This is a genomic window from Krasilnikovia sp. MM14-A1259 (assembly GCF_047159535.1).
Taxonomy (GTDB): domain Bacteria; phylum Actinomycetota; class Actinomycetes; order Mycobacteriales; family Micromonosporaceae; genus Actinoplanes.
In genome coordinates this window covers 1,165,566-1,189,253 of sequence record NZ_BAAGAJ010000002.1, presented here as the reverse complement: position 1 = coordinate 1,189,253, position 23,688 = coordinate 1,165,566, and the positions used below count along the sequence as shown (strand labels likewise).

At 73.5% G+C, this 23,688-nt stretch carries 25 protein-coding genes; 12 read left to right on the top strand and 13 right to left on the bottom strand.

Annotated features, from left to right (window positions below):
* Positions 1 to 82 precede the first annotated feature (82 nt).
* A complete protein-coding gene (locus ACMCNK_RS05055; protein WP_412735223.1) occupies positions 83 to 877 on the bottom strand; it encodes a helix-turn-helix domain-containing protein in 795 nt (264 codons plus the stop codon).
* A gap of 178 nt (positions 878 to 1,055) precedes the next feature.
* Between ACMCNK_RS05055 and ACMCNK_RS05050 the strand changes: the two genes are divergently transcribed.
* Positions 1,056 to 1,664 carry an SAM-dependent methyltransferase gene (locus ACMCNK_RS05050; RefSeq protein WP_412735222.1) on the top strand — a complete coding sequence of 203 codons (609 nt, stop codon included), beginning with the start codon at positions 1,056 to 1,058 and terminating at the stop codon, positions 1,662 to 1,664.
* Between the two features lie 16 nt (positions 1,665 to 1,680).
* On the opposite strand, the gene thpR is transcribed toward ACMCNK_RS05050, so the two are convergent.
* Positions 1,681 to 2,262: an RNA 2',3'-cyclic phosphodiesterase gene (gene thpR, locus ACMCNK_RS05045; protein ID WP_412735221.1), complete on the bottom strand. Its 582-nt coding sequence runs from the start codon at positions 2,260 to 2,262 to the stop codon at positions 1,681 to 1,683.
* A gap of 16 nt (positions 2,263 to 2,278) precedes the next feature.
* The gene (locus ACMCNK_RS05040; RefSeq protein WP_412735220.1) at positions 2,279 to 2,845 is read right to left on the bottom strand and encodes an AAA family ATPase; all 567 of its coding nucleotides are present in this window, start codon (positions 2,843 to 2,845) and stop codon (positions 2,279 to 2,281) included.
* Between the two features lie 102 nt (positions 2,846 to 2,947).
* On the opposite strand from ACMCNK_RS05040, the gene ACMCNK_RS05035 reads away from it, so the two are divergent.
* Positions 2,948 to 3,772: a M15 family metallopeptidase gene (locus ACMCNK_RS05035; protein WP_412735219.1), complete on the top strand. Its 825-nt coding sequence runs from the start codon at positions 2,948 to 2,950 to the stop codon at positions 3,770 to 3,772.
* Between the two features lie 3 nt (positions 3,773 to 3,775).
* Here the strand turns inward: ACMCNK_RS05035 and ACMCNK_RS05030 are convergent, their stop codons facing one another.
* Positions 3,776 to 4,441, bottom strand: coding sequence for a YbhB/YbcL family Raf kinase inhibitor-like protein (locus ACMCNK_RS05030; RefSeq protein WP_412735218.1), 666 nt, complete (start codon positions 4,439 to 4,441; stop codon positions 3,776 to 3,778).
* A 52-nt stretch (positions 4,442 to 4,493) separates the two neighbouring features.
* Here ACMCNK_RS05030 and ACMCNK_RS05025 point away from each other — a divergent pair, with 52 nt between their 5' ends.
* On the top strand, positions 4,494 to 5,198 hold the full coding sequence (locus tag ACMCNK_RS05025; RefSeq protein WP_412735217.1) for a maleylpyruvate isomerase N-terminal domain-containing protein: 705 nt from the start codon (positions 4,494 to 4,496) through the stop codon (positions 5,196 to 5,198).
* Complete coding sequence (locus ACMCNK_RS05020) at positions 5,195 to 5,332, top strand: hypothetical protein (protein WP_412735216.1); 138 nt, start codon at positions 5,195 to 5,197, stop codon at positions 5,330 to 5,332. The genes ACMCNK_RS05025 and ACMCNK_RS05020 overlap by 4 nt, the downstream gene beginning before the upstream one ends.
* Before the next feature lie 10 nt (positions 5,333 to 5,342).
* On the opposite strand, the gene ACMCNK_RS05015 is transcribed toward ACMCNK_RS05020, so the two are convergent.
* The 3 genes from ACMCNK_RS05015 to ACMCNK_RS05005 all read right to left on the bottom strand — a co-directional run bounded on the left by ACMCNK_RS05015 (position 5,343) and on the right by ACMCNK_RS05005 (position 8,911).
* Positions 5,343 to 6,725 (bottom strand): NADP-dependent succinic semialdehyde dehydrogenase, encoded by a 1,383-nt coding sequence (locus ACMCNK_RS05015; RefSeq protein WP_412735215.1) that lies wholly within the window; start codon positions 6,723 to 6,725, stop codon positions 5,343 to 5,345.
* A gap of 96 nt (positions 6,726 to 6,821) precedes the next feature.
* Positions 6,822 to 8,177, bottom strand: coding sequence for a serine/threonine-protein kinase (locus ACMCNK_RS05010; protein WP_412735214.1), 1,356 nt, complete (start codon positions 8,175 to 8,177; stop codon positions 6,822 to 6,824).
* Positions 8,174 to 8,911, bottom strand: a complete 738-nt coding sequence (locus tag ACMCNK_RS05005; protein ID WP_412735213.1) for a hypothetical protein — start codon at positions 8,909 to 8,911, stop codon at positions 8,174 to 8,176. Before ACMCNK_RS05005 ends, ACMCNK_RS05010 begins: the two co-directional genes overlap by 4 nt.
* Before the next feature lie 185 nt (positions 8,912 to 9,096).
* On the opposite strand from ACMCNK_RS05005, the gene ACMCNK_RS05000 reads away from it, so the two are divergent.
* From ACMCNK_RS05000 to ACMCNK_RS04965, 8 genes are all read left to right on the top strand, one after another.
* Positions 9,097 to 10,305: a C40 family peptidase gene (locus ACMCNK_RS05000; protein WP_412735212.1), complete on the top strand. Its 1,209-nt coding sequence runs from the start codon at positions 9,097 to 9,099 to the stop codon at positions 10,303 to 10,305.
* A 30-nt stretch (positions 10,306 to 10,335) separates the two neighbouring features.
* Positions 10,336 to 10,791, top strand: coding sequence for a hypothetical protein (locus ACMCNK_RS04995; RefSeq protein WP_412735211.1), 456 nt, complete (start codon positions 10,336 to 10,338; stop codon positions 10,789 to 10,791).
* Positions 10,792 to 10,817: 26 nt separating this feature from the next.
* Complete coding sequence (locus tag ACMCNK_RS04990) at positions 10,818 to 11,231, top strand: hypothetical protein (RefSeq protein WP_412735210.1); 414 nt, start codon at positions 10,818 to 10,820, stop codon at positions 11,229 to 11,231.
* A 184-nt stretch (positions 11,232 to 11,415) separates the two neighbouring features.
* Positions 11,416 to 12,546, top strand: a complete 1,131-nt coding sequence (locus ACMCNK_RS04985; RefSeq protein WP_412735209.1) for an amidohydrolase family protein — start codon at positions 11,416 to 11,418, stop codon at positions 12,544 to 12,546.
* 2 nt (positions 12,547 to 12,548) lie between these two features.
* Positions 12,549 to 13,913, top strand: a complete 1,365-nt coding sequence (locus ACMCNK_RS04980) for a glutamine synthetase (RefSeq protein ID WP_412735208.1) — start codon at positions 12,549 to 12,551, stop codon at positions 13,911 to 13,913.
* Between the two features lie 59 nt (positions 13,914 to 13,972).
* Positions 13,973 to 14,305 (top strand): PadR family transcriptional regulator, encoded by a 333-nt coding sequence (locus ACMCNK_RS04975; RefSeq protein ID WP_412740752.1) that lies wholly within the window; start codon positions 13,973 to 13,975, stop codon positions 14,303 to 14,305.
* Positions 14,302 to 15,345 (top strand): hypothetical protein, encoded by a 1,044-nt coding sequence (locus ACMCNK_RS04970; protein ID WP_412735207.1) that lies wholly within the window; start codon positions 14,302 to 14,304, stop codon positions 15,343 to 15,345. Before ACMCNK_RS04975 ends, ACMCNK_RS04970 begins: the two co-directional genes overlap by 4 nt.
* A gap of 99 nt (positions 15,346 to 15,444) precedes the next feature.
* Positions 15,445 to 16,200 (top strand): hypothetical protein, encoded by a 756-nt coding sequence (locus ACMCNK_RS04965; RefSeq protein WP_412735206.1) that lies wholly within the window; start codon positions 15,445 to 15,447, stop codon positions 16,198 to 16,200.
* Here the strand turns inward: ACMCNK_RS04965 and selB are convergent.
* From selB to bglS, 6 genes are all read right to left on the bottom strand, one after another.
* Complete coding sequence (gene selB, locus ACMCNK_RS04960; RefSeq protein WP_412735205.1) at positions 16,184 to 18,136, bottom strand: selenocysteine-specific translation elongation factor; 1,953 nt, start codon at positions 18,134 to 18,136, stop codon at positions 16,184 to 16,186. The two genes, ACMCNK_RS04965 and selB, sit on opposite strands and share 17 nt — an antisense overlap.
* Position 18,137: 1 nt before the next feature.
* Positions 18,138 to 19,439: an L-seryl-tRNA(Sec) selenium transferase gene (gene selA, locus ACMCNK_RS04955; RefSeq protein ID WP_412735204.1), complete on the bottom strand. Its 1,302-nt coding sequence runs from the start codon at positions 19,437 to 19,439 to the stop codon at positions 18,138 to 18,140.
* Positions 19,440 to 19,469: 30 nt separating this feature from the next.
* Positions 19,470 to 21,278: an alpha/beta hydrolase gene (locus ACMCNK_RS04950; RefSeq protein ID WP_412735203.1), complete on the bottom strand. Its 1,809-nt coding sequence runs from the start codon at positions 21,276 to 21,278 to the stop codon at positions 19,470 to 19,472.
* Entirely contained in the window at positions 21,275 to 21,991 is a 717-nt protein-coding gene (locus ACMCNK_RS04945; RefSeq protein ID WP_412735202.1) for a CPBP family intramembrane glutamic endopeptidase, read from the bottom strand. The genes ACMCNK_RS04950 and ACMCNK_RS04945 overlap by 4 nt, the downstream gene beginning before the upstream one ends.
* 68 nt (positions 21,992 to 22,059) lie before the next feature.
* Positions 22,060 to 22,524 (bottom strand): hypothetical protein, encoded by a 465-nt coding sequence (locus ACMCNK_RS04940; RefSeq protein ID WP_412735201.1) that lies wholly within the window; start codon positions 22,522 to 22,524, stop codon positions 22,060 to 22,062.
* Positions 22,525 to 22,678: 154 nt separating this feature from the next.
* Positions 22,679 to 23,470, bottom strand: a complete 792-nt coding sequence (bglS, locus tag ACMCNK_RS04935) for a beta-glucanase (RefSeq protein ID WP_412735200.1) — start codon at positions 23,468 to 23,470, stop codon at positions 22,679 to 22,681.
* Between the last annotated feature and the right edge of the window lie 218 nt (positions 23,471 to 23,688).

Sequence of the window (23,688 nt, the reverse complement as noted above, 5' to 3'; positions counted from 1 at the left end):
CGCGGCCCACGCTTTGTTACCCGCGGGTATCGTGCCACGTCGAGCCGGGGGTGTCACCAGGCGGCGGGATTCCTGGCGCCGCTCATACCGTACGGGGATGCCGCAGCGCGCGCCGGCCCCACCGGTCCGCGCAGTAGCCGAGCGCCTCGTCGAGCCCGAGTTCGCGGGTCGAGTTGCCGACCCGCACGTACAAGATGACCGGCTGGCCCTTGCCGGGCCGCAGGAACGTCGGATGGGTCGCGGGCGGGGCGCTGACCAGGCACACGTCGTGCTCGTCGACGACGGTGAACTCCACCTCGATCGCCGCGCACGCGGCGGCACCGATGCAGGCGACGAGCATGTCGCGCAGCCACAGTTCGAAGTAGTCGCGGTTCGGGGCCTTGATCAGGGGATAGTCGTCCTCGATGCCGGTGATCGTGCCGTCGTCGGCGACACCGATCAGCAGGACGCCGCCCTGGGCGTTGAGGAACCCGGCCAGTGATTTGGCGATGACCCGCTCGACGCGTTCGTCGCGCTGCCGGGTGTGCCGGTTGTACCGGGCCGACGACTTGAACTCGACATGGTGTGTCTCGCCGCCGGCGATGAGCTCGGGCACGGAACCGCGGGGCATCCGCCGCCGGGCCTGCCAGCGTTCCATCCCGAGCAGCACGGCCATGGTGGCGGCGAGCGCCACCGCTCCGGCGACCAGCGGCAACTGGGTTCCCGCGCCGCGTCCGGCCCCGGCGACGAGGCTGCCGCAGGCCGTGCCGATGAGCCCGGCGACCACGGCATCGGACCACGACAGGCGGACCCGGTTGCGGAGCACGGCCCGGCCCAGGGCGCCGAGCCCGAGCCCCAGGCCGATCGACACGAGAACCGCCCACGTCCGGTCAACCATGATCACCCAACATCGCGCGAGATCCGGTACGCCGCGGTCGCAGCCGCGGCGGTGATCATCCTGTCACGCAGGGCAGTGCCGGGGCGGCGCATCGCCGGACCGCGTACACCGGCCCGGGCTGGGCAAACGCCGTGACCGCCCGGACGTCGCCGGCGGGCCGTCGGGCACAATCGCGGGCGTGACACGAACGCACGGCGACGCCGAGGCACCGCAGCAGACCGCGTCCATGGACCACTTCACCAACCTGTACCTGGCCAAGGACGACCCGTGGGATGTCGCCATCAAGTGGCACAACCAGCGCAAATACGCGGTCACCATGGCCAGCCTGCCGCGCGAGCGGTACGCCAGCTGCTACGAGCCGGGCTGCTCGATCGGCCTGCTGACCCGGCTGCTCGCGCCGCGCTGCGACGAGATCCTGGCGGTCGACTGCGTCACCGCCGCCGTGACCCAGGCGGCCGCCGCCGTGCAGGAGTTCCCCCACGTACGGGTGGACGAGGCGATGCTGCCCGCCGACCTGCCGGACGGCACGTTCGACCTGATCGTGATCGGCGACCTGCTGTACTACCTGTCCGCCGACGACCTGAGCGCCCTGCTCGACGGCCTGATCGACCGGCTGGAGCCCGGCGGTGACCTGGTCGCGGTGCACTTCCGCGACGATCAGCACGGCGGCAACTATGACGGGTTCAACGTGCACGAGGCGCTGCGCCAACGCCCCGGGCTGCAGCGGCTGGTCCACCACGAGGACGAGTGGTTCCTGCTGGACGTGCTGCGCCGTACCGCCCCCTGACACCGGCGCCGGTCGCTCAGGCGAGCGGCCACGCGGTCAGGTGCTCGTACTCCGGTTGCGGGCCGAGATGGCTGCGGACCAGCACCATCGTCTCGGCCGGCCACAGCGGGCCGCGGTAGCCGGCCAGTGCCTCCCGATCCGCGGCGACGGCCGCGGCGTCCACCCGGTCGCCCGGCCGGGCCACGGTCAGGTGCGGCTTGAGCGGCCGGTCGTCGTACGGCAGCCGGTCCCGCTTGAGTTCCTTGCGCACCTGCCGGGACAGCCCCTGAAGCGCCTCGACGTCGCCGTCCACGCCCACCCACAGCACGGTGAACCGGCCCCGCCCGAACTTTCCGCCACCGGCCAGGCGCAGCCGCGGCGCGCCGGATCCGGTGGCACGCCAGCCGTCCGCCGCGCGCTGCAACGCCTCGGACACCTGCGGCGCGCGCTCGTCGGCCACCTCCCCGAGGAACGCCAGCGTGACGTGCCACGTCTCGCGACGAGCCAGCCGCGTGTTGACCCCCCGCTGCGCCGCCGCCGTGACCTGCAGGCCCTGCAGCCGCTGCGCCAGATCGTCGCAGACGTCCTCCGGCGGGTACGCGGCCAGAAACAATCTCATGACCGCACAGTACGGCTCAGCCGGCGTGCCGCAGCGGCCCGTGCAGCCAGCGCGCCGCCGCCGCCCGGCTGTGCAACCGCACGATGGGCAGGTCCGGCCGCTCCCGGCGCAGCGCGACCACCTTGGCGGCGGACTGGTGATGGGTGCTCCACGCCCACCGGACGATGTGCTCCGGGTTGGTGAAGAACGTCCACAGCGGCGGCTCGATGTTGCCCTGCCACAGTTCCTGGCGCCGCAGCCGCCGTACCAGGGTGCGCCGGACCACCTGACGCATCACCCGCGCCCGCGGAAGGTCGAGCCAGACCAGCAGGTCCGCACGCTCGGCCAGGTGCGCGCGGACGGGGCCGTACTGCCATTCGGTCGCCCAGCGGGGCTGCGCGCTGAACCGGTGCACGTCGGCCTCGAACGTGGGCAGCTCGGTCCAGCCGGGGCCGTGGAACAGCGCGTCGAGCTCGACGTACGGCACCGAAAGCTCCGCGGCGATCCGCCGGGCCAGAGTGCTCTTGCCGGCGCCGGAGGTCCCGGCGACCAGGACCCGCTCGGGGCGGTGGGGCAACGGGTCGGCGGGTCCCAGCAGCGGCACCTGCCTGACGCTACCAACGCCCATCCGGGCAGGTCGCACCATGGGGTGAGTTCGGCCGTTCGGCCACCCGGGGAGCACGGGACGTTCGTAGCGTCGGTAGCCGTGCCGAACCCCCTGCTGACCCTGGCCGTCGTGCTGCTGAGCACGGCCTTTCCCGCAGCCGTCGCCGTACCGCCCGCCGCAGCCGCCCCGGCGGCCGCCGACACGCGCCGGTCGGTGTGGCACGTCGTCGCTCCGGGCGAGACGATGGCCGGTATCGCCGCCGCCAACGGGCTGCGGATCGCCGACGTCGGCCGGTGGAACCAGATCGTCGCGCCGTACCCGGTGCACGTGGACGAGACGCTGCGGCTGACGCCGCCGACCTCGCGCATGCCGAGCTGGCGTACCCGGGTGGAGCCGGTCTCCCCCGAGTCCATCGGCTGGAACCCGCTCGCCGGCTGCCCGGTGGCGCCCGCGGACCTGCGCCGGGTGTGGGTGTCCTACATCGACTTCCGCGGGGAGTACCACGACGGCAGCATCGTCGTGCACTCCAGCGTGGTGGCCCGGACGCAGCAGGCGTTCGCCACGCTGTTCCGGTGGCGCTTCCGGATCATGGTGATGGACCCGCAGTGGCTGAACCTGCCGGGTCTCATCGGCACCGGCACCGCCACCTCCGGGTACGCCTGCCGCCGGGTGGCCGGCAGCCGGACGTGGTCGCAGCACGCGTACGGCCTGGCGATCGACCTGAACCCGCTGCAGAACCCGGAGGTGCGCGGCACCACGATCGACCCGCCCGCCGCCGCGCGGTGGGTGCGGCGCAACCAGTACCTGATCGGCATGGTGCACGCCAAGGGCGCGGTGCGGGCCCTGACCACCAACGGGTTCGCGTGGGGCGGACGGTGGCAGAACCTGAAGGACTACCAGCATTTCAGTACGACCGACCGGTAGGCGTCAGGCGCGGGCGTACCGGCCCGTGAGGGTCCCCTGGGCGAGCACCGCGCCGTCCATGGCCGCGCGCAGATCCGCGGCGGTCGCGCCGGCACGTGCACCGGCGGGGCGGGACAGGGCGTACACCGTGAACACGTACCGGTGGGCGGGGCCATGGGGCGGGCAGGGGCCGCCGTACCCGGTGCGGCCGAAGCCGTTGGTCCCGGAACCGGCCGGGGCCTCGCCCTCAGCGAGCCCGGCCCGGGCCGGGGCGATGCCCCACGCCACCCAGTGCACGAACGTGCCGTGCGGGGCGTCCGGATCCTCCACCAGCAGCGCCAGCTCACGCACCCCGGAGGGCAGGCCTGCGAAGGCCAGCGGAGGTGACACGTCCTGGCCGTCGCAGGTGTGCCGGCGACCGATGTCGCCGCCGTCGGCGAAGGCGCTACTGGTGACGGTGATACTCATCGGGGCTCCCGGTTCGGCCGGCTCGCGGCCCGGCCCCGCGCACCCGGCAAGCATCCCGGCCAGCGCGCATCCGGCGACCATGCGCCCGGCGCGCGTGCCGGCCAGCCTGCGCCCGGCGCTCGTGCCGGCCAGCCTGCGCCCGGCGAGCAAGCCGCCCGGCCGGCGCCCGGCGAGCATGCCGGCCAGCCGGCCCAGGGTGATCGGCCGAGCCCACACCCGCATCCTCGCACCCTACCCGGATGCGCGCGCCGGATCTGTCGTGCACACTCCCAGGGTGATCGTCGAGCCCGACCGGGACGCCGTGCGCGCCGCCCTGGACCGCGAGAGCCGCCGCCTGATCGACCATGTCCGGTCCAGCGCGCACCTCGACACCCCCGCACCGGGGCTGGACTGGACCGCCGGCCAGCTGGTCGCCCACCTGTGTGTGGTCTACCGCGCCTTCGCGCTGGCCGTGCGCGGCGACGACTACGGCGAGGACATCACGGCCCACCTGGGCACCGGGCACACACTGCCCGAGGTGGTGGCGTCGACGAACGCGCGGGCGCTGTCGGTGGTGTCGTTCCCGGGGCCTCGCGAGGCCGCCGACGGGCTGCGCGAGTGCGCCGACGAACTGCTCGCCGCGCTGGACACCGGCCCCGATCTGCGCGCCGCCCGGCCCACGCCGTGGTACGGGACCGGAGTCACCCGTACCGTCGGCACCCTGGCCGCGCTCAGCGTCAGCGAGAGCGTGGTGCACGGCTATGACCTGGCGGGCGCGTTGCGGGCGCGGCCGTGGCTGGACGAGCGGTCCGCCGCCTCGGCCGCCCCGACCGTGATGAGCGAGATGCTGCCGCTGCTCGTGGACCCGGCCAGGGCCCGCGGGTTCACCGGCAGCTTCGAGGTGCGCATCCGGCGGGCACCCCGATTCGTGCTCCAGCTGGACGCCGGGCAGGCCCGGACGGTCCCGGCGGGCGGGCGGCCGACTGCGTCGTGTCCATGACCGGATGTGACGCCCTGCTGGTCGGATTCCGCCGGCGCCCGCTGTGGCGGGCGATCGCCTCCGGTGGCGTGTTCGCCCACGGGCGCCGGCCGTGGCTCAGCATGCGGTTTCCCACGCTGTTCCGGCTTCCGTGAGCTGAGGGACTCAGCCGGGCCGGGCGACCCACACGGTCTTGAGGTTGCAGAACTCCCGGATGCCCGCGGCGGACAGCTCCCGGCCGAACCCGGAGTCCTTGACCCCGCCGAACGGCAGCTCCGGGTACGAGGTGACCATGCCGTTGACGAACACCGCCCCCGCGTCCAGGTCGGTGATCAGCCGCTGCTGCTCGTGCTCGTCGGCGGTCCAGGCGTTGGCGCCCAGCCCGAACGAGGTGGCGTTGGCCAGCGCCACCGCCTCGTCGTACGAGCCCACCCGGTACACCGCCGCGACCGGGCCGAACACCTCCTCGCCGAACATCCGCATCTCCGCGGTCACCCCGGTCAGCACCGTGGGCGGGTAGAACCAGCCCGGCCCGGCCGGGGGCGTGCCGCCGCAACGCAGCGTGGCACCGCGGCCGACCGCGTCGCGGACCAGCGCGTCGACGTCGCGGCGGCCCTGGCTGGTGGCCAGCGGCCCCACGTCCGTGCCCTCGCCCGCCGGGTCACCCACCCTCAGCGCCGACATGGCGGCCACGAACCGGTCCACGAACTCGTCGTACACCTCGGTGTGGACGATGAAGCGTTTGGCCGCGATGCACGACTGGCCGTTGTTCTGGCAGCGGGCGGTCGTGGCGACCCGGGCGGCCCGGTCCACGTCCGCCGACGGCAGTACCACGAACGGGTCGCTGCCACCCAGCTCCAGCACGGACTTCTTCAGCGACCGCCCGGCCGCCGCGGCGACCGCCCGCCCGGCGGCTTCGCTGCCGGTCAGCGTGACCGCACGGACCCGCGGATCGGTGACCACGGCCTCGACCGCCGACGCGCCGATCAGCAGGGTCTGGAACGCGCCCGCCGGGAACCCCGCCCGGGTGAACAGTTCCCCCAGGTACAGCGCGGTCTGCGGGACGTTTGACGCGTGCTTGAGCAGGCCGGTGTTGCCGGCCATCAGGGCCGGCGCGGCGAACCGCATCGCCTGCCACAGCGGGAAGTTCCACGGCATCACGGCCAGCACCGGGCCCAGCGGCTGATACCGGGCGTACGCGCGGGCCGCCCCGACCGCGGCGGCATCGGCCGGCTCGTCGGCGAGGAACCCCTCGGCGTGCTCGGCGAAGAACCGGCACGCCGTGGCGCACTTGAGGATCTCCGCCCGGGCAGCCGGCAGGACCTTGCCCATCTCCAGGGTCACCAGTGCGGCCAGGCCGTCCTGCTCGGCCTCCAGCAGCTCCGCGGCCCGGCGCAGCCACTGCGCCCGCTGCGTGAACGTGGTGTCGCGCAACGCGCGGAACCCGGTCACCGACCGGGCCAGCGCCGCGTCGATCTGCTCCGGCGGCAGCGGGTCGAACGCCTTGACCACCTCGCCCGTCGCCGGGTCCGTCGTCGCGATCGCCATCCGGTGCACCTCCCGATCCGCCCGGAGCACTCCGCCCCGGCGGGCCCTCGTGCTCGTCCGTCGTGTTGCCTACCCCGTCCGGGCGCCGCCAATCCCTCACGCCGGGCAGGACGGCAGGGCCCGCACGTCGTCGCGGGTACGCACGGCCGGCAGCCAGGCATGCCCGGACGCGTCGACGTCGGTGGCCACCCGATACCACGTCGTGGAGCCGACGCCGTACTCGTCGGAGACGCGCTGGCCGTCGTGCAGCACACAGTCGGCGGTCAGCTGGTCACCGTGCCACACCCGCCGCGGGGAGACGTTACCCGCGGCGTACGGCCGGCGCGGGTCCACCGCCAACCCCATGCTGCAGCCGTACGGCCGGTCGGGGCTCTCCCGGCACGACGTCTCCGCGTTGTACACCGTCAGGGTGACTCCCGTGGCGGACCGGGCAGGGGCCGCCGGGGCACCCCGGCCCGACATCGCCCACACCGCGCCCGCGGCGCCGAGCACGGCGAGCGGCACCAACGTGAACGTGAGCAGGCGGGCCCGCCACCCGCCGCGCCGCGTGCCCGCAGCGGTCAGCGCCCGGGCCTCGGCCAGCAGATCCGCGGCGGACGGGCGGCGGGTGTGATCCGGATCCAGGCAGCCGGTGAGGAACCGCCGCCAGCCCTCGTCGAGCTCGCCCGGCAGGCGCAGCGGGGCGCGCCGGGCCGCGTACTCCTGAACGGCGGCGGCCCGCACACCGGGAGTGGCGCCGGGCACCGGGAACGCCCCGCCGGTGAGCAACTGGTGCGCGGTCACCCCCAGGGCCCACACGTCCGCGCTGGGGCGGACCTGCACGCCCCGCTCGCCGAGTCGCTCGTCGGCGCGTTCCGGCGGGGTGTAGTCGGTCGAGCCCAGCGGCAGGCCGTAGCCGTGGGTGCCCTCGACGCGGGTGACCAGGCCGAAGTCGGCCAAGCAGGCCGAGCCGTCCGGGCGCAGCAGGATGTTCGACGGCTTGAGGTCGCCGTGCACCCACCCCGCCTGATGCAGGTACGCCAGCCCGGTGCACACCTCGACGATCAGCCGGTCCGCCTCCGGCACCGGGCCGTCACCGGCGGCCGCGTCGATGCGGTCCTGAAGGCTGCCCGCAGCCCGCTCCATCACCAGCACGATCGCGCCGTCGAACGCCGCGCCCGGGTCGGCGACCACCAGCGAGTCGAGGACGGTGACCACGTGCGCGTGCGCGGCGTGCCGGCTGAACTCCACCTCCCGCTGCGCCAGCTCGTGGAGGTCGCGGAACTGGCGCCGGCCGACCGGCCCGGTGGCCACGAACTTCAGCGCGGACTCGTCGCCGGTCGTTGCGTGGCGGGCCGCGTACACGCTGCCGAAGTTGCCGGCCGCGATCGGTGCGGTGACCTCCCAGTCGCCGAGCCGGTAGCCGGCCGGGACGCGCACCGCCCAGTCGCGGTCGGTCGCCGGATTGCTCACCGCGACCGACCCGGGCCGGCACCGTCGGTGGACGGCGGCAGCAGCGCAAGATGACTCTCCCGGACCAGGCCGAAGCGCAGCGCAACCGACACCAGGGTCTCCCGTTTCCAATCCAGCCGCTGGTGGTGCGGCGGCTTCACCCGCAGTTTGCTGCCGGCGAGGTAGTCGATGTGGAACCCGACCGCGGACGCGGTGATCCCGGCGTGATCGGGGTGGCGGCGCAGCCGCTCGACCACCTGCGGGGTGGTGGGCACGGCCACGGTGGACAGGTCGCGCAGCCGCGGCTCGCACAGCGCCACGAGCACCAGGAAATACAGGGCATCCTCGTTGAGGGAGAACGGGCTGACCGTCGCCGCGCCGGGACGGCCCGCCACGGTCCGCGGGTCCAGATAGGTGTGGTCCGGCGCGTACACCTGAAACGCCAGCGTGTCGGAACGGGTGGCCAGCACCACCCGGCTGAACTCGAACGGCACCGGCGCGGCCAGCCGGCCCGGCGGCACCCGGAAGTACTCACCCGCGCCTTCCGGGTTCTCCACCACCAGGCTCTGCTCACGGCTCAGGTTGCTGAGCTGCCAGTACGCTCCCGTGCTGAGAATCTCCCCCGCGACGCGGGGGACCGCCGGGTCGGCCAGCTCGATGCCCACCGGGCACTGTGGCTCCCCGCGCCCGAACCGCGCGACCTCACCGGCCTGAAGCTCCAGCGAGCACGCGGGACGCCCGCGCAGTGCCGGCACGTGAACGAGGACGCTGCCCAACCTGACTTCGCCTCCCGCCGAGCGACCGGCACCAACATATCGGGCACCGGCAAGCACGAATACCCGGGATGCACATCCTGGAGACTCACAGGTACCGCTGCCACCGAACCCCTTCCGATACTCGGGCGTCCCGCATTCGAAGATCGAGAAGGAGATGAACGGCGATGGGCTGCACGACACGGCGGCGATCCGCCGTCGCCCTGGCACTGCTGGCCCTGCTGGCCACCACGGGGGTGGCCGTCGGTGGCGGCGCCGCGCCGGCCCTGGCCGCCCCGGCGTGCGGCGTCAAGCAGTCCGGCGCGGCCGCCCAGGCCGACACCGCGGTGGCCAAGGCGTGTGGGCTGATAGGTACGCCGTACTCGTGGGCGGGCGGGCACGGCTCGGCCCCCGGCATCACGTACGGGGTGTGTGACCCCTCGAACGGCGCCCCCGACGACTGCCACGTCCGCGGGCTCGACTGTTCCGGCATGGTGCGGTATGCGTACTATCTGGCGGTCGGCGCCGACATCATCAACGGCACCGCCGCCTCGCAGTTCGCGTCGCGCCGCGCGGTCGCCCGGTTCTACCGCTCGTCCGGGCTGGCCCCTCTGCTCCCCGGCGACCTGGTGTTCTACGGCGGGTCGGCGTCCGAGATCCACCACGTGGCCATGTACATCGGCCAGGGCTACATGGTGGAGGCTCCGAACTCGGGTGACGTCGTGAAGGTCAGCGCCGTGATGAGCCACGGCGACTACTACGGTGCGATCCGCCTGTACAACCCGGACGGAAGCACCCCGACGCTGCCGCCGCCCAGCGACCCGGACAAGGCATGGGTGGACACGTCCGCCGATGCGCCGGTGTTCGCGTCGCCGACCAGCACGAGCCGGACCGGCACGCTGAACAAGGGCACCAACTACGTGTACTGCAAGGTGTGGGGCCGCGAGATCCGCGAGGGCAGTGACGTCAACCACTGGTGGCTCAAGACCGACCCGGACACCGGACCGGCCGACCAGTACGTGTCCGCCTACTACCTGAGCCGGTGGGGCAACGACGAGGCCAAGGACAACAACGGCACCGTCATCCGTGACTGCACCTCGAATCCGCCGTCCACGCCCGGAGTGTCGAAGTTCTGGGTCGACACGTTCGCCGACGCCGCGGGCTACGCGTCGGCCACCAGCACCAGCCGGACCGGCACGCTGAACAAGGGCACCAACTACGTGTACTGCAAGGTGCTGGGCCGGGAGATCCGCGACGGCAACCAGTACAACCACTACTGGCTCAAGACCGACCTGGATGTGGGCCCGGCCGACCAGTACGTGTCCGCGTTCTACCTGAGCCGGTGGGGCAACGACGAGGCCAAGGACAACAACGGCACCGTCATCCCGAACTGCTGACCCGTCCCTCCCGAAAGGAAACACGACACCATGCACCGCCTCACCCGTCTCATGCTGAGCGTGCTCGCCACCGCCGCGGTGACCACCGCCGGGGCGCTCGGACCCACCGGCCCGGCCGCCGCGGCCCCGAACGGCTGCTCCGGCTCCGGCGGCTCGCACACCGACTACCTGGGCAACACGTACGGCACCGCGAACTGCCACGTCTATTCCGCCGGTTACGTACGTAACAGCGGGGCCAACTCGGGCTACCTGAACACCGGCACGAGCTGGTTCGTCTGCCAGGAGCAGTGGTCCGGGTACGAGAACCCGCACGTGGGCAGTGCCCGCAACAACTACTGGCTCTACACCCAGGGCGACGTCGGGTACGCGCACAGCGGCTGGGGCTGGTTCCCGGCGACGAAGGTCTCCGGCGGCGGCAACTATGCTCCGGTGCCCGGGCTGCGGTCCTGCGACAGCATCCCGTTCTTCCCGTTCGCCACCCCGTGAACGGTCCGAGAGGAGACAAGCGACTGATGACCACCCCACGGATCGGCCGCCTGCTGGCGGCGGTAGCCCTGGCCGGCGGCGCGGCGGTGGCCGGCACCGCGGCGCCCGCGCAGGCCGCCACGCTCAACTGCGTGGCAGCGGGCGAATGGGGCCCCGGCTGCTGGAGCACCGTCACCGCGATCGACGCGGGTTCGTATCTGGCGGTGCACAACCAGCCCGACTACACCCACGGCGAGCGCAGCGGATCGCGATTCCGCCACCACAACGGGGACTCGCTGTTCCTGCAGTGCTGGACGACCGGCGCCCCGGACGGGGACGGCCACGGCGACCGGTACTGGTTCCTCATCACCCAGGGATCGGTCGGCGGCGGCTACGTCAACGACTGGTACGTCAATACCGGCTCGTACAGCGACTGGTCGCGGCGCCTGCGGCACTGCTGAACCCGACCGGCGCGGCCCCGCGGCATCCGTCGCGGGGCCGCTGGTCGCCACGCGGCCTCGGCGCACGGCCCGGGTCCACACCGTTTTCGGGCGGCGCGTCCGCGCCGCGATCGAGGGCGCGGCGCGCGACAATCGGCCCGCATACGCGGTGAAGCGGCGACCGGGGACGGCGATGCTCGAAGGCGTGCGGCTGGTGGATCACCACTGCCACGGTGTGGTGCGCGGGCCGCTGGACCGCGCGGGTTTCGAGCTTCTGACCACCGAGTCCGACCGGCCCGCCCCACCCGGGTGCACCGCACTCGACTCCCAGCTCGGCTTCGCCATCCGCCGCTGGTGCGCCCCGCTGCTGGGCTTGGCGCCGCACGTCCCCGCGGACGACTACCTGGCACAACGCGCCGGTCTCGGTGCGGACGAGGTCAACCGGCGGCTGCTCGCCGCCGCCGGGGTCGGCACCTTTCTCGTGGACACCGGGTTCCGGGCCGGCGACCTGCTCACGCCGGCCGAGCTGGGCGCGGCCGCCGGGGCGCAGGCGTCCGAGGTGGTCCGGCTGGAATCCGTGGCCGAACGCGTCGCCGCGACCGGGGTCAGCGGCGGGGGCTTCGCCGCGGCGTACGCGGATGCCCTGGCCGCCGCCACGGCGGACGCCGCGGCGGTCAAGTCGGTGCTGGCCTACCGCCACGGCCTGGACATCACCCCCGGCCCGCCGAGCGCGGGGCAGGTGCGGGCGGCCGCCGGGCGCTGGCTGCGCCGATCCGAGGGCGCCGGGGGAGCGGACCGGGCCGGGGCGCGGCTGGACGATCCGGTGCTGCTGCGGCACGTGCTGTGGGCCGGGGTCGAGCGCGGCCTGCCCATGCAGATCCACACCGGATTCGGCGACCCCGATCTCGACCTGGCGCGCGCCGATCCGGTGCTGCTGACCGGATTTCTGCGTGCGGTGCAGGGCACCGGCGTCGCGATCATGCTGTTGCACTGCTATCCGTTCCACCGGCAGGCCGGGTACCTGGCGCAGATCTTCCCGCACGTCCATCTCGACGTGGGGCTCGCGCTCAACCATGTCGGCGCGCGGGCCGCCGCGGTGCTCGCGGAGTCGCTGGAACTGGCCCCGTTCCACAAGGTGCTGTATTCGTCGGACGCGTTTGGCCTGCCGGAGCTGCATCTGCTGGGGGCGGAACTGTTCCGGGAGGCGCTCGGCGAGGTGCTGGGCTCCTGGGTGGCCGCGGGCCGCTGGTCGGCCGCCGATGCGCGCCGGGTGGCGGGAATGGTCGGCGCGGGCAATGCCGCCCGGGTGTACGGGACGGCGCACGGAGAGGAGTGATCATGTTCGGTGACGGTCCGGAGCGTGCGGAGGAACTGGCCGCGCGGCTGCGCCGCGACGGTGTCCACGGGGTCGTGCTGTCGTACGTCGACACCGCCGGTGTGACCCGGATCAAGACGGTGCCGGTCGCCCGTCTGCCCCGGGCCGCGCGGTGGGGCGTCGGGATGTCGCCGGTCTTCGACCTGTTCGGCACGGACGACTCGATCACCGCCACGCAACTGCAGGGCGGCCCCGACGGCGACCTGCGCCTGGTGCCCGATCTGGACCGGCTGACCACGCTGGCCGCCCAGCCCGGCTGGGCGTGGGCGCCGGTGGACCGGTACACCCAGGCCGGCGAGGTGTGGCCCGGCTGCCAGCGCAGCTTCACCCGGGCCATGGCCGGGCGCGCCGCCGCCGCCGGGCTGAGCTTCACCATGGCGATCGAGGTGGAGTGGGCGCTCGGCCGGGCCGGCACGGACGCGTTCGTCCCGGCCTGCACCGGGCCCGCGTACGGTGCGATCCGGCTCGTCGAGCTCAGCGACTACGCCCGCGACCTGCTGGCCGCGCTCGACGCCCAGGGTGTCGAGGTGGACCAACTGCACCCGGAGTACGCCGACGCCCAGTTCGAACTGTCCGTGGCCGCCCGCGATCCGGTGGGTGCGGCCGACGACAGTGCGCTGGTACGCCAGACGATCCGCGCGGTGGCGCACCGGCACGGGCTGCGCCCGTCGTTCGCCCCGGCCGTGCTGGCCGGACGGGTCGGCAACGGCGGCCATGTGCACCTGTCGGCTACGCGCGAGGGCCGCAACGTGTTCACCGGCGGGCCGGGCCCGTTCGGGCTGACCGCGGAGGCGGAGGCGTTGGCGGCGGGAATCCTGGACCTGTTGCCGGCGGTGCTGGCGGTCGGTGCGCCGTCGGTGGCGAGCTATCTGCGGCTGGTGCCGTCGCACTGGGCCGGGGTGTTCGCGTGCTGGGGCCACGAGACCCGCGAGGCCGCGCTGCGGCTGATCACCGGGAACGCGGGCGCCGAGGATGCGGCGGCCAATCTCGAGGTGAAGTGCGTGGATCTGGCGGCCAGCCCGTACCTGTTGCTGGGGGTGCTGATCGCGGCCGCGCTCGACGGGCGGCGGCGGGAGCTGCGGCTGCCGGCGCCGGTGACCGGTGATCCGGTCCGGTTCACCGAACAGGAGCTGGCCGCCGGCGGGATCCGTCGGCTGCCGACGAGCCTGGACGAGGCGACGGATGCCCTGGCGGCTGCGGCGCCGCTGCGGGAGGCGCTGGGTGAGCTGACGACCGATGCGGTGCTGGCGGTGCGCCGCGCCGAGGCGCTACGGCTGCGGGGCGCGTCCGACGAGGAGGTGGCGGCCGCGCTGCGCTGGGTCTATTGAGACCCGGTGATGCACGATATCCTGCGAGGCATTATATTGTGGCCATGGCCGCCAAAGCGATGACCGAACCCGCGTTCTTCATCCTTGCCGCGCTGATCGACGCCCCCCGCCACGGCTACGGCATCGTCGGCGAGGTCACCGACCTGTCCGCCGGCCGGGTCCAGCTCAAGATCGGCACCCTGTACGGGGTGCTCGACCGGCTGGTCGGCGACGGCCTGGTCGAGCTCGACCGGGAGGAGTCGTTCCAGGGCCGGCTGCGCCGCTACTACCGGCTCACCGACCGGGGACTCGACGCGCTCACCGCCGAAACGACCCGGCAGGCCGCCAACGCCGAGGCCGCCACCAGGCGGCTCACGGCCCACCGCCCCGCCACTGCTGGAGGTCTGGGATGAGCAGTCTGCTGGAGGATCGGTACCGCCAGGTGCTGCGGTTGCTGCCCGCGGACTACCGGCAGGCGTGGGAGGAGGACATGGTCGCCTCCTTCCTGGAGGCCGCGCATACCGCCGCCCCCGACGACCCCGAAGGCGTGGAGATCAGCCGGCCCACGCTCGCCGAGACCGCCAGCATCGCGGCCCTGGCGGTGCGGCTGCGCCTGGGCGGCGCCGGCGCAGCCCCACGGCCGTTCGCGTGGGGTGAGGCGGTGCGCCGCTTCGCCCTGGTCGGCCTGCTCGCCCACGCGATCGGCGGCCTGTTCGGCATCGTCCTCGCGTTCTGGACCGTCGAGCAACTGCCGGGCGCGATGCCGCTGACCGACACACAGCCCCTGTTCCCCAGCCGCTGGGTGGCCCTGTGGAGCCTGTCCGGGCTGCTGTGGCTCCCGGCGTACCTGGCGGCGGTGCACGGCCGGCACCGCGCGGCCCGCGTCATCGCGGCGGTCGCGTTCCTGCCCGGCCTGGTCGGCGCGATCGGCCGGATGACCGGCGACACCAGCGGCGTGGACATCCCGCAGCGGGTGTCCTGGCTGGTCTTCGACCTCCTGCCGGTGCTGGCACTGGTCGCGTTCGGCCCCGACTCGCCGCCGATGCGGGCCCGGCCCTGGCACCTCGCGCTGCCGGCCGGCGTCGCGCTGACCGTCGCGGTCCTGCTGGCCGCCGATCCCCGGCTCGGCCAGGACGTGCACCTGCTGCCGCTCGTCGACTGGCCGGGCCTGTGGTGCGCCGGCCTGCTCGGCCTGGCCGTGGCGCACTGGAGCATCGAGCGCACGCGCCGGTCGCCGGTGTGGCCACTGACGCTGGTTCTGCTGGTCGCGCCGGTGCTGGTCCTGCGCCTGGTCACCCTGATCGATTACGTACGTTTCGCCGCGTCCACCGACGACGCCACCGTCCCGGCGAGCATCGGCACGATTCAATGCGTGGTGCTCCTGGCCATCGGCGCGGCAATGGCCGGTGTCGCGGCCCGGCGGCTGCGCGCCGAAACCCTGACCGCGGGCTGACCGCAGTTTGGACATGGCGACGCCCTTCGGCGCGTCGCCCCTGAACCATGGCCGCGAACCCCCTCACGGCCAGCCATTTCAGTGAAGAGGAACCCCCACGTGACACCATCTCGCCGCATCGTGACAGCGCTGCTGGGCACCGTGCTGTCCACCGGCACCCTGCTGGCGCCCACCGCCGCCCCCGCGTACGCCGTCCCGGCGCCCTGCCAGGCCGACTACAACACCTTGCAGGGCCTCAACTCCGACCTGGACAGTCTGCAGGAGGAGCTCAAGACCGCGGCGCCGCCGGCCAAGCCGCACATCGCCGCGCAGATCAAGGCCGTCAAGGCGCAGATCGCCAAGGTGCAGCCCCGCTACGAGCAGTGCATGCGCGACAACGACGCCGCCGCGCCGCCCATCCAGGCCACCTTCACCGGGCGCGTGACCCTGACCACGAACGACAGCCGCATGCCGAAGCCGATCACCCGGGACGTGTCCATCGGCCTGTCCTACTTCGGCCAGAACCGCGAGCTCGTCAACATCCGCGAGTGGCCGACCATCACCAGCGACCCCATCCAGGCCGGGCCGTTCAACCTCCACGTGACCGTGCGCCTGGACCAGAGCTCCGGATCGTTCAACCGGTCCACCGGCCGGATGAGCCTCAACCTGGTGCTGACGTTCGACGAGGACCTCGCCGCCCCCGCCGACTCGGACTCGAACCTGGCGATCACGGTGGGCACCGACCAGCCGGGCGGCGTACCGATGGACGCGGCCGGCAACGTCACGCTCGCCGGCGCCGACAAGTTCTATCACGGACACCTGAACGACAAGCAGGCCACGATCACCGTGACCGGCGCGGTCAGCCCCCGGCCCTGACAGCGGCCGAACCCCGTGGCGGGCCGTCCACCGGCGGCCCGCCCGGGTGCCCGGTGAGGACCCGGCGGTCGTCGGGCAGGCGCCGGGTGACCCCCCGCGCGTCGAGCAGTTGCAGCAGCGGCACCGCCACCCGCCGGGAGGTGTCCCACGCCTGCCGCGCCGCGCTGAGCGTGAACGGCTGGGGAAGCTCCGCCAGCACCCTGCCCGCCCGCTCGGGCGCCCCGGCCCGCAACACCACCTGACCCGCGAGCTGCACCACCAGCCCGGCCCGGACCGCGGCGGCGAGCTGCCGCGCCCCCAGGCCCAGCTCGGTCAGCTTGTGCGCCTCGGGCGCCGCGTACGGCCGCCCGCCGAGATCCGCGAACGCCGACTCGACCAGCGCGACCAGCTCCTGCGGAACCCCGTCCGCGGCGCCGCGGACCCGCCCGCCGCGGATCGTCAGCGGCGGTTGCACGAGGGCGTCCACGAGCGCCCGGTCGGGCAGTCCGAGCCGGTGCCGCAGCGCCTCCGCCGGGACACCCGGCTCCAGCGGGTGCTCGCGGGCGTACCCGTCGACCTCGTCGGCGAGTTGCTGCCGCAGCCGCGCCCAGTGTTCCGGGTCGGCCAGCCACTCACCCGCCGTCACCGGCGTCGCTGCGCCGGCCCGGTCCTCGCCCGACCCTCCGGACTGTCCCGCGTCCGGCCCCCCGGCCTGGCTCGTGTCCGGCCCGGCAGGGGCCCGGCTCGTGTCCAGCCCGGCAGGGGCCTGGCTCGTGTCCGGCCCGGCAGGGGAGAGGGGCACACCCATCGCGGCCAGGTCGGCGCGACGGGCCAGCCGGCGGCGGCGCAGCTCGGCGGCGAGGTCGGGTGCACCGTCCATGCGGGACAGTTGCGTCGCCCGGGCCGCCGCCGCGCCGCGCCGCGACAGCCCCGGCGGCACCACGTCCAGCACGGTGACGCCGCCCGCCACGTACCGGCGGCCGGGGTCGCGCAGCAGCGCCCGGTCACCGATGCGCAGCGGCAGCGCGCTGCCGAGCCGCAGCCGGGCGGTGTCGGCACCGAGGGGGCGGACCCGGACCGGCACGGCAGCCGCCCCGGCGTGCAGCATCAGCGTGGCGGGCAGCCCGGCGACCGGTTCGCCGTGCACCCGTACGTCGATCACGTCCGTACGGTGGAACCGCCCCGGCGTCAGCAGCGCACTGCCCCGCGCGACCGCGGCCCGCTCGACGCCGCGCAGGTTGATCGCGACGCGGGCGACCGCGGCCACCTCGTCCGCGGGTGCGCCGAGCGTGTGCAGCCCGCGCACCCGGACCGGCCGGTGCACCCCGGTGAGCTCCAGCTCGTCGCCCGTACGCAGCCGCCCCGCGCCGAGGGTGCCGGTGACCACGGTCCCGGCGCCCTTGATCGTGAAGGACCGGTCGATCCACAGCCGCACCGCCGCGTCCCGGTCCGGCTCCGGCAGCCGTGCCACCAGCCGGTCCAGCGCGGCCCGCAGATCGTCCAGGCCGGCGCCGGTGACCGCGCTGACCGCCACGGCCTCCACCGCGCCCAGCGACGAGCGGGCGAGCTCGTCGCGTGCCCGGGCGGTCGCCGCGGCCGGGTCGGCGAGGTCGGCGCGGGTCACCACCAGCAGCCCGTGCCGCACACCGAGCGCGTCCAGGGCGGCCAGATGCTCCGCGGACTGCGGCTTCCAGCCCTCGTCCGCCGCGACCACCATCAGCGCGGCGGGCACCGGACCCACCCCGGCCAGCATGTTCGGCACGAACCGCTCGTGGCCCGGCACGTCCACGAACGCGGCCGTGGCCCCCGACGGCAGCGCGGTCCACGCGAAACCCAGGTCGATGGTCATGCCGCGGCGGCGTTCCTCGGCCCACCGGTCCGGTTCCATCCCGGTCAGCGCCCGCACCAGCGTCGACTTCCCGTGGTCGACGTGCCCGGCGGTCGCGAGGACGTGCACGTCAGCGCCCCGCCACCGCGCACACGGCGGCCACCACGGCAGGGTCGGCGCCGTCGGGGACGCAGCGCAGGTCGAGCAGCAGCCGGCCCCGCTCGACACGCCCCATCACGGCTTCCTGGCGCAACGGTGCCGCGTACTCCGACGGCAGCGACAGTGCCCACGACGGCAGCTCCGCCTCCGGCGCACCGCCCCCGCCGACCACGGCGACGGACGCGACCACCGCGACGTCGACGCCCGCCGCGGCCACCGCGGCACGGGCGCGCTCGGTGCGCGTACGCAACGCGTCCGGGTCCGCGCGCAGTGCCCGCCAGGTCGGGGTCTCCGGGCCCGCCACGGTGGCCTGCAGCGCGGCCAGGGTGAGCTTGTCCACCCGCAGGGCCCGCGCCAGCGGGTGCCGGCGCAGCCGTTCGATGAGCGTCCGCTCGCCCAGCAGCAGGCCGGCCTGCGGGCCGCCGAGCAGTTTGTCGCCGCTCGCGATGACCAGGTCGGCGCCCGCGCGCAGGGTGCTCGCGGCGTCTGGTTCCCCGGGCAGCAACGGGTCCGGGGCGAGCAGGCCGGACCCGATGTCGGCGACCACGGGCACACCGAGGCCGCCCAGCTCGGACACCGGCACCGCACCGGTGAAGCCACGCATCACGAAGTTGGCCGGATGCACCTTGAGGACGAAACCGGTGTCCGCGCCGACCGCACGGGCGTAGTCCGCGCGGGTGGTGCGGTTCGTGGTGCCCACCTCCCGCAGCCGCGCGCCGGTGGACACGAGCAGGTCGGGCAGCCGGAACCCGTCGCCGATCTCGACCAGCTCACCGCGGCTGAGCACGATCTCGCGACCCGCGGCCAGCGCGGTCGCGGCGAGCACCAGCGCCGCGGCGCCGTTGTTGACCACGTGCACGTCACCCGCGTCGGGCACCGCCGCGGCGAGCGCGGCCAGCGCGGTGCGACCGCGGCGGGCTCGCCGCCCGGTCCCGAGGTCAAGCTCCACGTCCGTGTGCCCGGCGGCGGCTGCCACGGCCGCACGGGCCGCATCGGACAGTGCCGCCCGGCCGAGATTGGTGTGCAGCACGACTCCGGTCGCGTTGAGCACCGGTCGCAGCCCGCCCGGGGTCGGCGGCAACGACGCCACCGCGGCGTCCGGAACCTGCTCGGGCGCCAGCTCACCCGCGCGGGCCCGCTGCTGGGCGGCGAGCACCGCGGCTTTGACCGGCACCCGGCCGAGCCGTTGCGCCGCAGCGGCCAGGCGCGGGTCCGCCAGCACCACATCCGTACGCGGAACCCGCCGCCGCGGATCCTGCGTGGCCTCGGTCACCGGCACACCGTACCCGGGGTTGCGTGGCTGTCAGTCCTTGACACCGGCCATGATCGTGCTCAGGTCCGCGGTGCGCTGCGCGGTCCACCCCGGCGGCGCGACGATGTCGGCCCAAGCGGTCACCGGCGCGTTGCCGTAGCTGTGCCCGTGCCCGGCCGGAACCCCGGTGGAGAACGCCATGTCCGCGGTGACCTGCCAGAACGTCACGAACGGATACCAGTGCATGCTGGGCGAGACGTCGGCGCCGCGCGGCTCCTCCAGCCAGTCGGGCCGGGTGACCATCAGCTTCGGTGACCACCACACGATCGGGTCCGACGGGTGCTGCAGGTACACCACCCGCGGGTGCTCCCAGGTGGTGGGCGGGCGATCCAGGTCGGCGGCCGGGTCCGCGGCGAACCGGACCTCGGTGCCCTGCTCGTAGACCGGCAGGATCTCGGTGCTGCCGGGGTCGCGGTCGGCGACGTACTCGCGCCACAGCTCGTTGCGGTTGGGCGGGCCGGTCAGCAGCATCCCGTCGACCCGGTTGTGGATGTCGGCGGCCCCGCCGAACGCCGACTCGGCGCCGAACGAGCCCAGGCTCTCACCGAACACCAGCAACTTCGGCCGCCGGTTCGGCGGCAGTTTCGACCACACCCCGTACACCGCGTTGAACAGGTCCTGGCCGGCCTGCCGGGCGCGTTCCTTGTCGACCAGGAACGAGATCCAGCTCGGCAGGTACGAGTACTGCATGCCGACCATCGCGGTGTCCCCGGCGTACATGTACTCCAGCGGGTCGACGCCCTGCGCGTTCACCCAACCCGTCCCGGTCGTGGTGATCACCAGCAGGACCTTGCGGTCGAACCCGCCGGTGCGCTGGAGTTCCTGGACGGCCAGGGTGGCGCGGTCCCGGGACGTGGGTGCCGAGTCCAGTCCGGCGTACACCCGGATCGGCTGGTGCACCCCCACACCGTCGAACGCGCGCAGCTGGTCCTGAGTCGGCCCGCCGGCGACGAAGTTGCGGCCCTGCTTGCCCAGCGACGCCCAGGACACCAGCGAGCCGGGCCCGCCGGAACGCAGCGGGTCGTCCGGGGGCGCCACACCGGGCTCGGTCTCCCCGTTCACGGTCTTGAAGCTGTTGTCCGTGACGGTGAACAGCCCCTGCAGCACCACCCCGTTGAACACCCCGAGCGCCAGCGCGATCACCACCAGGCCCGCGATCACCGCGGCCGTGGACGCCGGGATCCAACGCCCGAACAGCCGCCCGGTGGCCCGCGCCGCATGGCGCAGCATCCGCATCAGCCCGACCAGCCCGGCGCCGGTCAGCGCCGCGATCGGCAGCACCACGAGGAAGCCGGGCCGCGGCGGCGGATCCATGCCCATCAGCTCGTACACGTCGTGCTGCCACCCCGAGCCCAGGAACATCATGACCACCACGGCGAGCGCGGCCACGCCGCCCAGGACCTGCCACGCGAACGGCTCGGCGCGCGGCAGCGGCCGGTTCACCAGCTTGCTCGCCAGCCACACCGCGAGCACGCCCAGCCCGTAGCCGATGGCCGCGGAGATCCCGCTGATGAGGCCCTGCAGCACGAACCCGCGGGGGAGCAGCGACGGCGTCAGCGACAGGCAGAACAGCGTCACCGCCCCGACGACGCCGACGAACCCGTAGTGCCAGCGGTGCAACAGCCGCCACCACCAGCCGTGGCGCGGTGCCGGGGCCTGCTCGTTCGCGGCATCCGTACGGGTTGCCGGGGCCGTCTTCTCGCCCGCCGTCTGCGCCTCGGGCGTTCCGGTGTCCGTCATCGCCACCCCTGCCTTCCCGGCTGCGGCTGCGCCGCCGTCGTCGCCCATACCGGCGCTCATCGCGACACCACGGCCGTGACGAGTACGCCCAGCCCGTTGATCGCCCAGTGCAGCCCGGCCGGGGCCAGCAGGCTGCCGCTTCGCCGCCGCAGCTCACACAGCACCGCACCGGCCGCCGCGGTGAACAGCACCGCCCCGAGGACGGCCAGCACCTGGCCGGTCCGCCCGTCGCCGACCAGGTCGGTGACCGCCGGGTTGACCTTGTTCAGGCGTAGCGAGGGCATCACGTGCCACAGGCCGAACAGCCCGGACGACACCAGCGTCGCCCGGGCGGGCCCGGACTGCACGTTCACCAGCCCCCACAGCACGCCCCGGAACGCGACCTCCTCGAACAGCACCGTGCCGAGCGGGATCACCACGAACGCGGTGACCAGCGCCTGCGCCGGGCCGTTGTCGTACCGCTCGTCGCGGAACGCGTCGCGCGTGGCGGGCAGCAGGGCGGCCACCGCGTACACCGCGGCGACCGCGGCCACACACACCCCCGCGTACGCCGCGCCCCGCCGCCAGGAGCTGCGGCCCAGGCCCACGTCGTCGGCGCTGAGACCGGCCGTACGGGCCAGCAGGAGCAGCAGGACGGCGCCGACCGGCCCCGCGATCAGCATCGAATGTTCCGGCCCGTACCGCCCGACCACTGCGACCGCCACCATCAGCGTGATCGCCAGCGCCACCGCAGGCGCTGTCGCCACCCGGCGGGTCCACGGCTGGGCTGTCATGCACCCAGACTCACCGGGGGCTCCCGCGGCGGGATCACCCCGACAGGATGATTACCCCGCGGCCGACCTCAGCGCGCCGTCGCGCGCCCGGCCCGCCGGGCAAGCTGCCGGATGCGCTGCTCCACGACCTGGTCGACATGCAGGGCGATCCAGGTGCAGACCGCGGCGAGCGGCAGCTCGATCAGCACGGCCGACAGGACCGCCGCCGGGACGTCGACGCGACGCGACGTGGTCATGTCGAACCAGGCGTCCACGACCAGCATGGTCGCGGTCGAGGCGGCGAGCGGCCCGATGATCTGCCGTCCCCGCCACGCCGCGAACGCCGTGCCGAGCAGGACCACGATGAGCATCACATCGAAGCCCACCCACGCGACCCGGTAGTTCTGCGTACGCGCATGGTCCGGCAGCGTGGCAGCCAGATACGCCGTCCACGGGATGGTCGCGGCCCCGAGTACGGCGAAGACGGGCGCCACCCAGCGGGGCGCCGGATGGAGCTGGACGGCCTCGCGTACGGGTTTGTCCGGACCGATCATGCGTCCCAGCATGCCACCCGCCCGGCCGCCCCGGCCCGCGGGCAGTGAAGTGCCGATCCTGTCGAAACCTGTGTCCTGCCATGGATCACCTGCCTGAAACGCATTCCATGGTGGTGCCCGGCAGCGCTCGCTGCCGGGCACCACTGCGCCGCTGTCAGTACTTCGTGTACTTGGCCCAGTCGTATCGGGCGGTCAACGGTGTTCCGGGGTAGGAGAAAGCGCCGAGCCAGCTGTCGACCCCGATGCCGGGCCACATGTTGGCCATGATGCGTTGCGGGTGTGTGGGCAATGGCCCACGCGATCCCGTTTCCTGGTGGACGAGCTTGCCGTCCACGAACCAGTTGATGGTGCCCTGATTCCACCACTCAAATGCGTAGTCGTGGTAGCCGGTCGAGGCGTCGAATCCGAGGTTGATGATCGTTTCGTGTCCGCCGACGCCGTTGGTGAAGTAGTTGGTCTGCATCTGGGTGGTGTTCTTGCCGAGAATCTCGACGTCGATTTCGTCCCAGGGCTGGCCGTCGCTCGGTCCGGTGTAGGTGAAGAATGACGACACGGTGCCGGTGCGTTTGACCGCCATCATCCGCGTCTCGAAGCGGCCGTAGGAGAACAGGTCGTTGGAGCGGTATTCGCCGGAGGCGTACGGCATGCCCGAGCAGCCGCTCGGACAGGTGGCGGTGTCGAGGTTGATGCCCATGACACCGCCGTTGAACCAGACGTGGTCGGCGCGCCAGCCGACGTTGAAGACGCCGCCGTTGGTCCAGCCGTCGGACTTGTACCAGCGGCCCGTGTCGAACGAGTTGAAGTTGTCGACAAAGCTGCCGCCGATGGCGGCGTGAGCGGCCGAGGTCATCGTCATCGTCATCGCGGACACCAATGCGAGAACGAGGAACGGGGACAGGATCCAGCGGCGGAGATTGGCGCGATGACGTGTTTTTGGCGATCGCATGACGGCCTCCTTATGGCGCGATCGCGGCGTGCGAGCACACGGGCCGACAGCTCACCCGCGCACGGAATCGGGTGATGTCCGTGGTCCGAAGCCGTCGCCTTGGGGATGTGACCACTGTGGAGCGATGGGGGATGCAGTGGTGGACTGATGCGCCCGAACGACATTGGCAGGTGGCGCAATCTTTGGGAGCGCTCCCTTGCGAAAAGTTAACATCGCAT

Coding starts and splice junctions, on each gene's coding strand:
- ACMCNK_RS05055 (WP_412735223.1), bottom strand. CDS start 877: ATGGTTGACCGGACGTGGGCGGTTCTCGTGTCGATCGGCCTGGGGCTC.
- thpR (WP_412735221.1), bottom strand. CDS start 2,262: ATGAGATTGTTTCTGGCCGCGTACCCGCCGGAGGACGTCTGCGACGAT.
- ACMCNK_RS05030 (WP_412735218.1), bottom strand. CDS start 4,441: ATGCGGGTGTGGGCTCGGCCGATCACCCTGGGCCGGCTGGCCGGCATG.
- ACMCNK_RS05020 (WP_412735216.1), top strand. CDS start 5,195: ATGACCGGATGTGACGCCCTGCTGGTCGGATTCCGCCGGCGCCCGCTG.
- ACMCNK_RS05015 (WP_412735215.1), bottom strand. CDS start 6,725: ATGGCGATCGCGACGACGGACCCGGCGACGGGCGAGGTGGTCAAGGCG.
- ACMCNK_RS05000 (WP_412735212.1), top strand. CDS start 9,097: ATGGGCTGCACGACACGGCGGCGATCCGCCGTCGCCCTGGCACTGCTG.
- ACMCNK_RS04995 (WP_412735211.1), top strand. CDS start 10,336: ATGCACCGCCTCACCCGTCTCATGCTGAGCGTGCTCGCCACCGCCGCG.
- ACMCNK_RS04990 (WP_412735210.1), top strand. CDS start 10,818: ATGACCACCCCACGGATCGGCCGCCTGCTGGCGGCGGTAGCCCTGGCC.
- ACMCNK_RS04980 (WP_412735208.1), top strand. CDS start 12,549: ATGTTCGGTGACGGTCCGGAGCGTGCGGAGGAACTGGCCGCGCGGCTG.
- ACMCNK_RS04975 (WP_412740752.1), top strand. CDS start 13,973: ATGACCGAACCCGCGTTCTTCATCCTTGCCGCGCTGATCGACGCCCCC.
- ACMCNK_RS04970 (WP_412735207.1), top strand. CDS start 14,302: ATGAGCAGTCTGCTGGAGGATCGGTACCGCCAGGTGCTGCGGTTGCTG.
- ACMCNK_RS04950 (WP_412735203.1), bottom strand. CDS start 21,278: ATGAGCGCCGGTATGGGCGACGACGGCGGCGCAGCCGCAGCCGGGAAG.
- ACMCNK_RS04945 (WP_412735202.1), bottom strand. CDS start 21,991: ATGACAGCCCAGCCGTGGACCCGCCGGGTGGCGACAGCGCCTGCGGTG.
- ACMCNK_RS04940 (WP_412735201.1), bottom strand. CDS start 22,524: ATGATCGGTCCGGACAAACCCGTACGCGAGGCCGTCCAGCTCCATCCG.
- bglS (WP_412735200.1), bottom strand. CDS start 23,470: ATGCGATCGCCAAAAACACGTCATCGCGCCAATCTCCGCCGCTGGATC.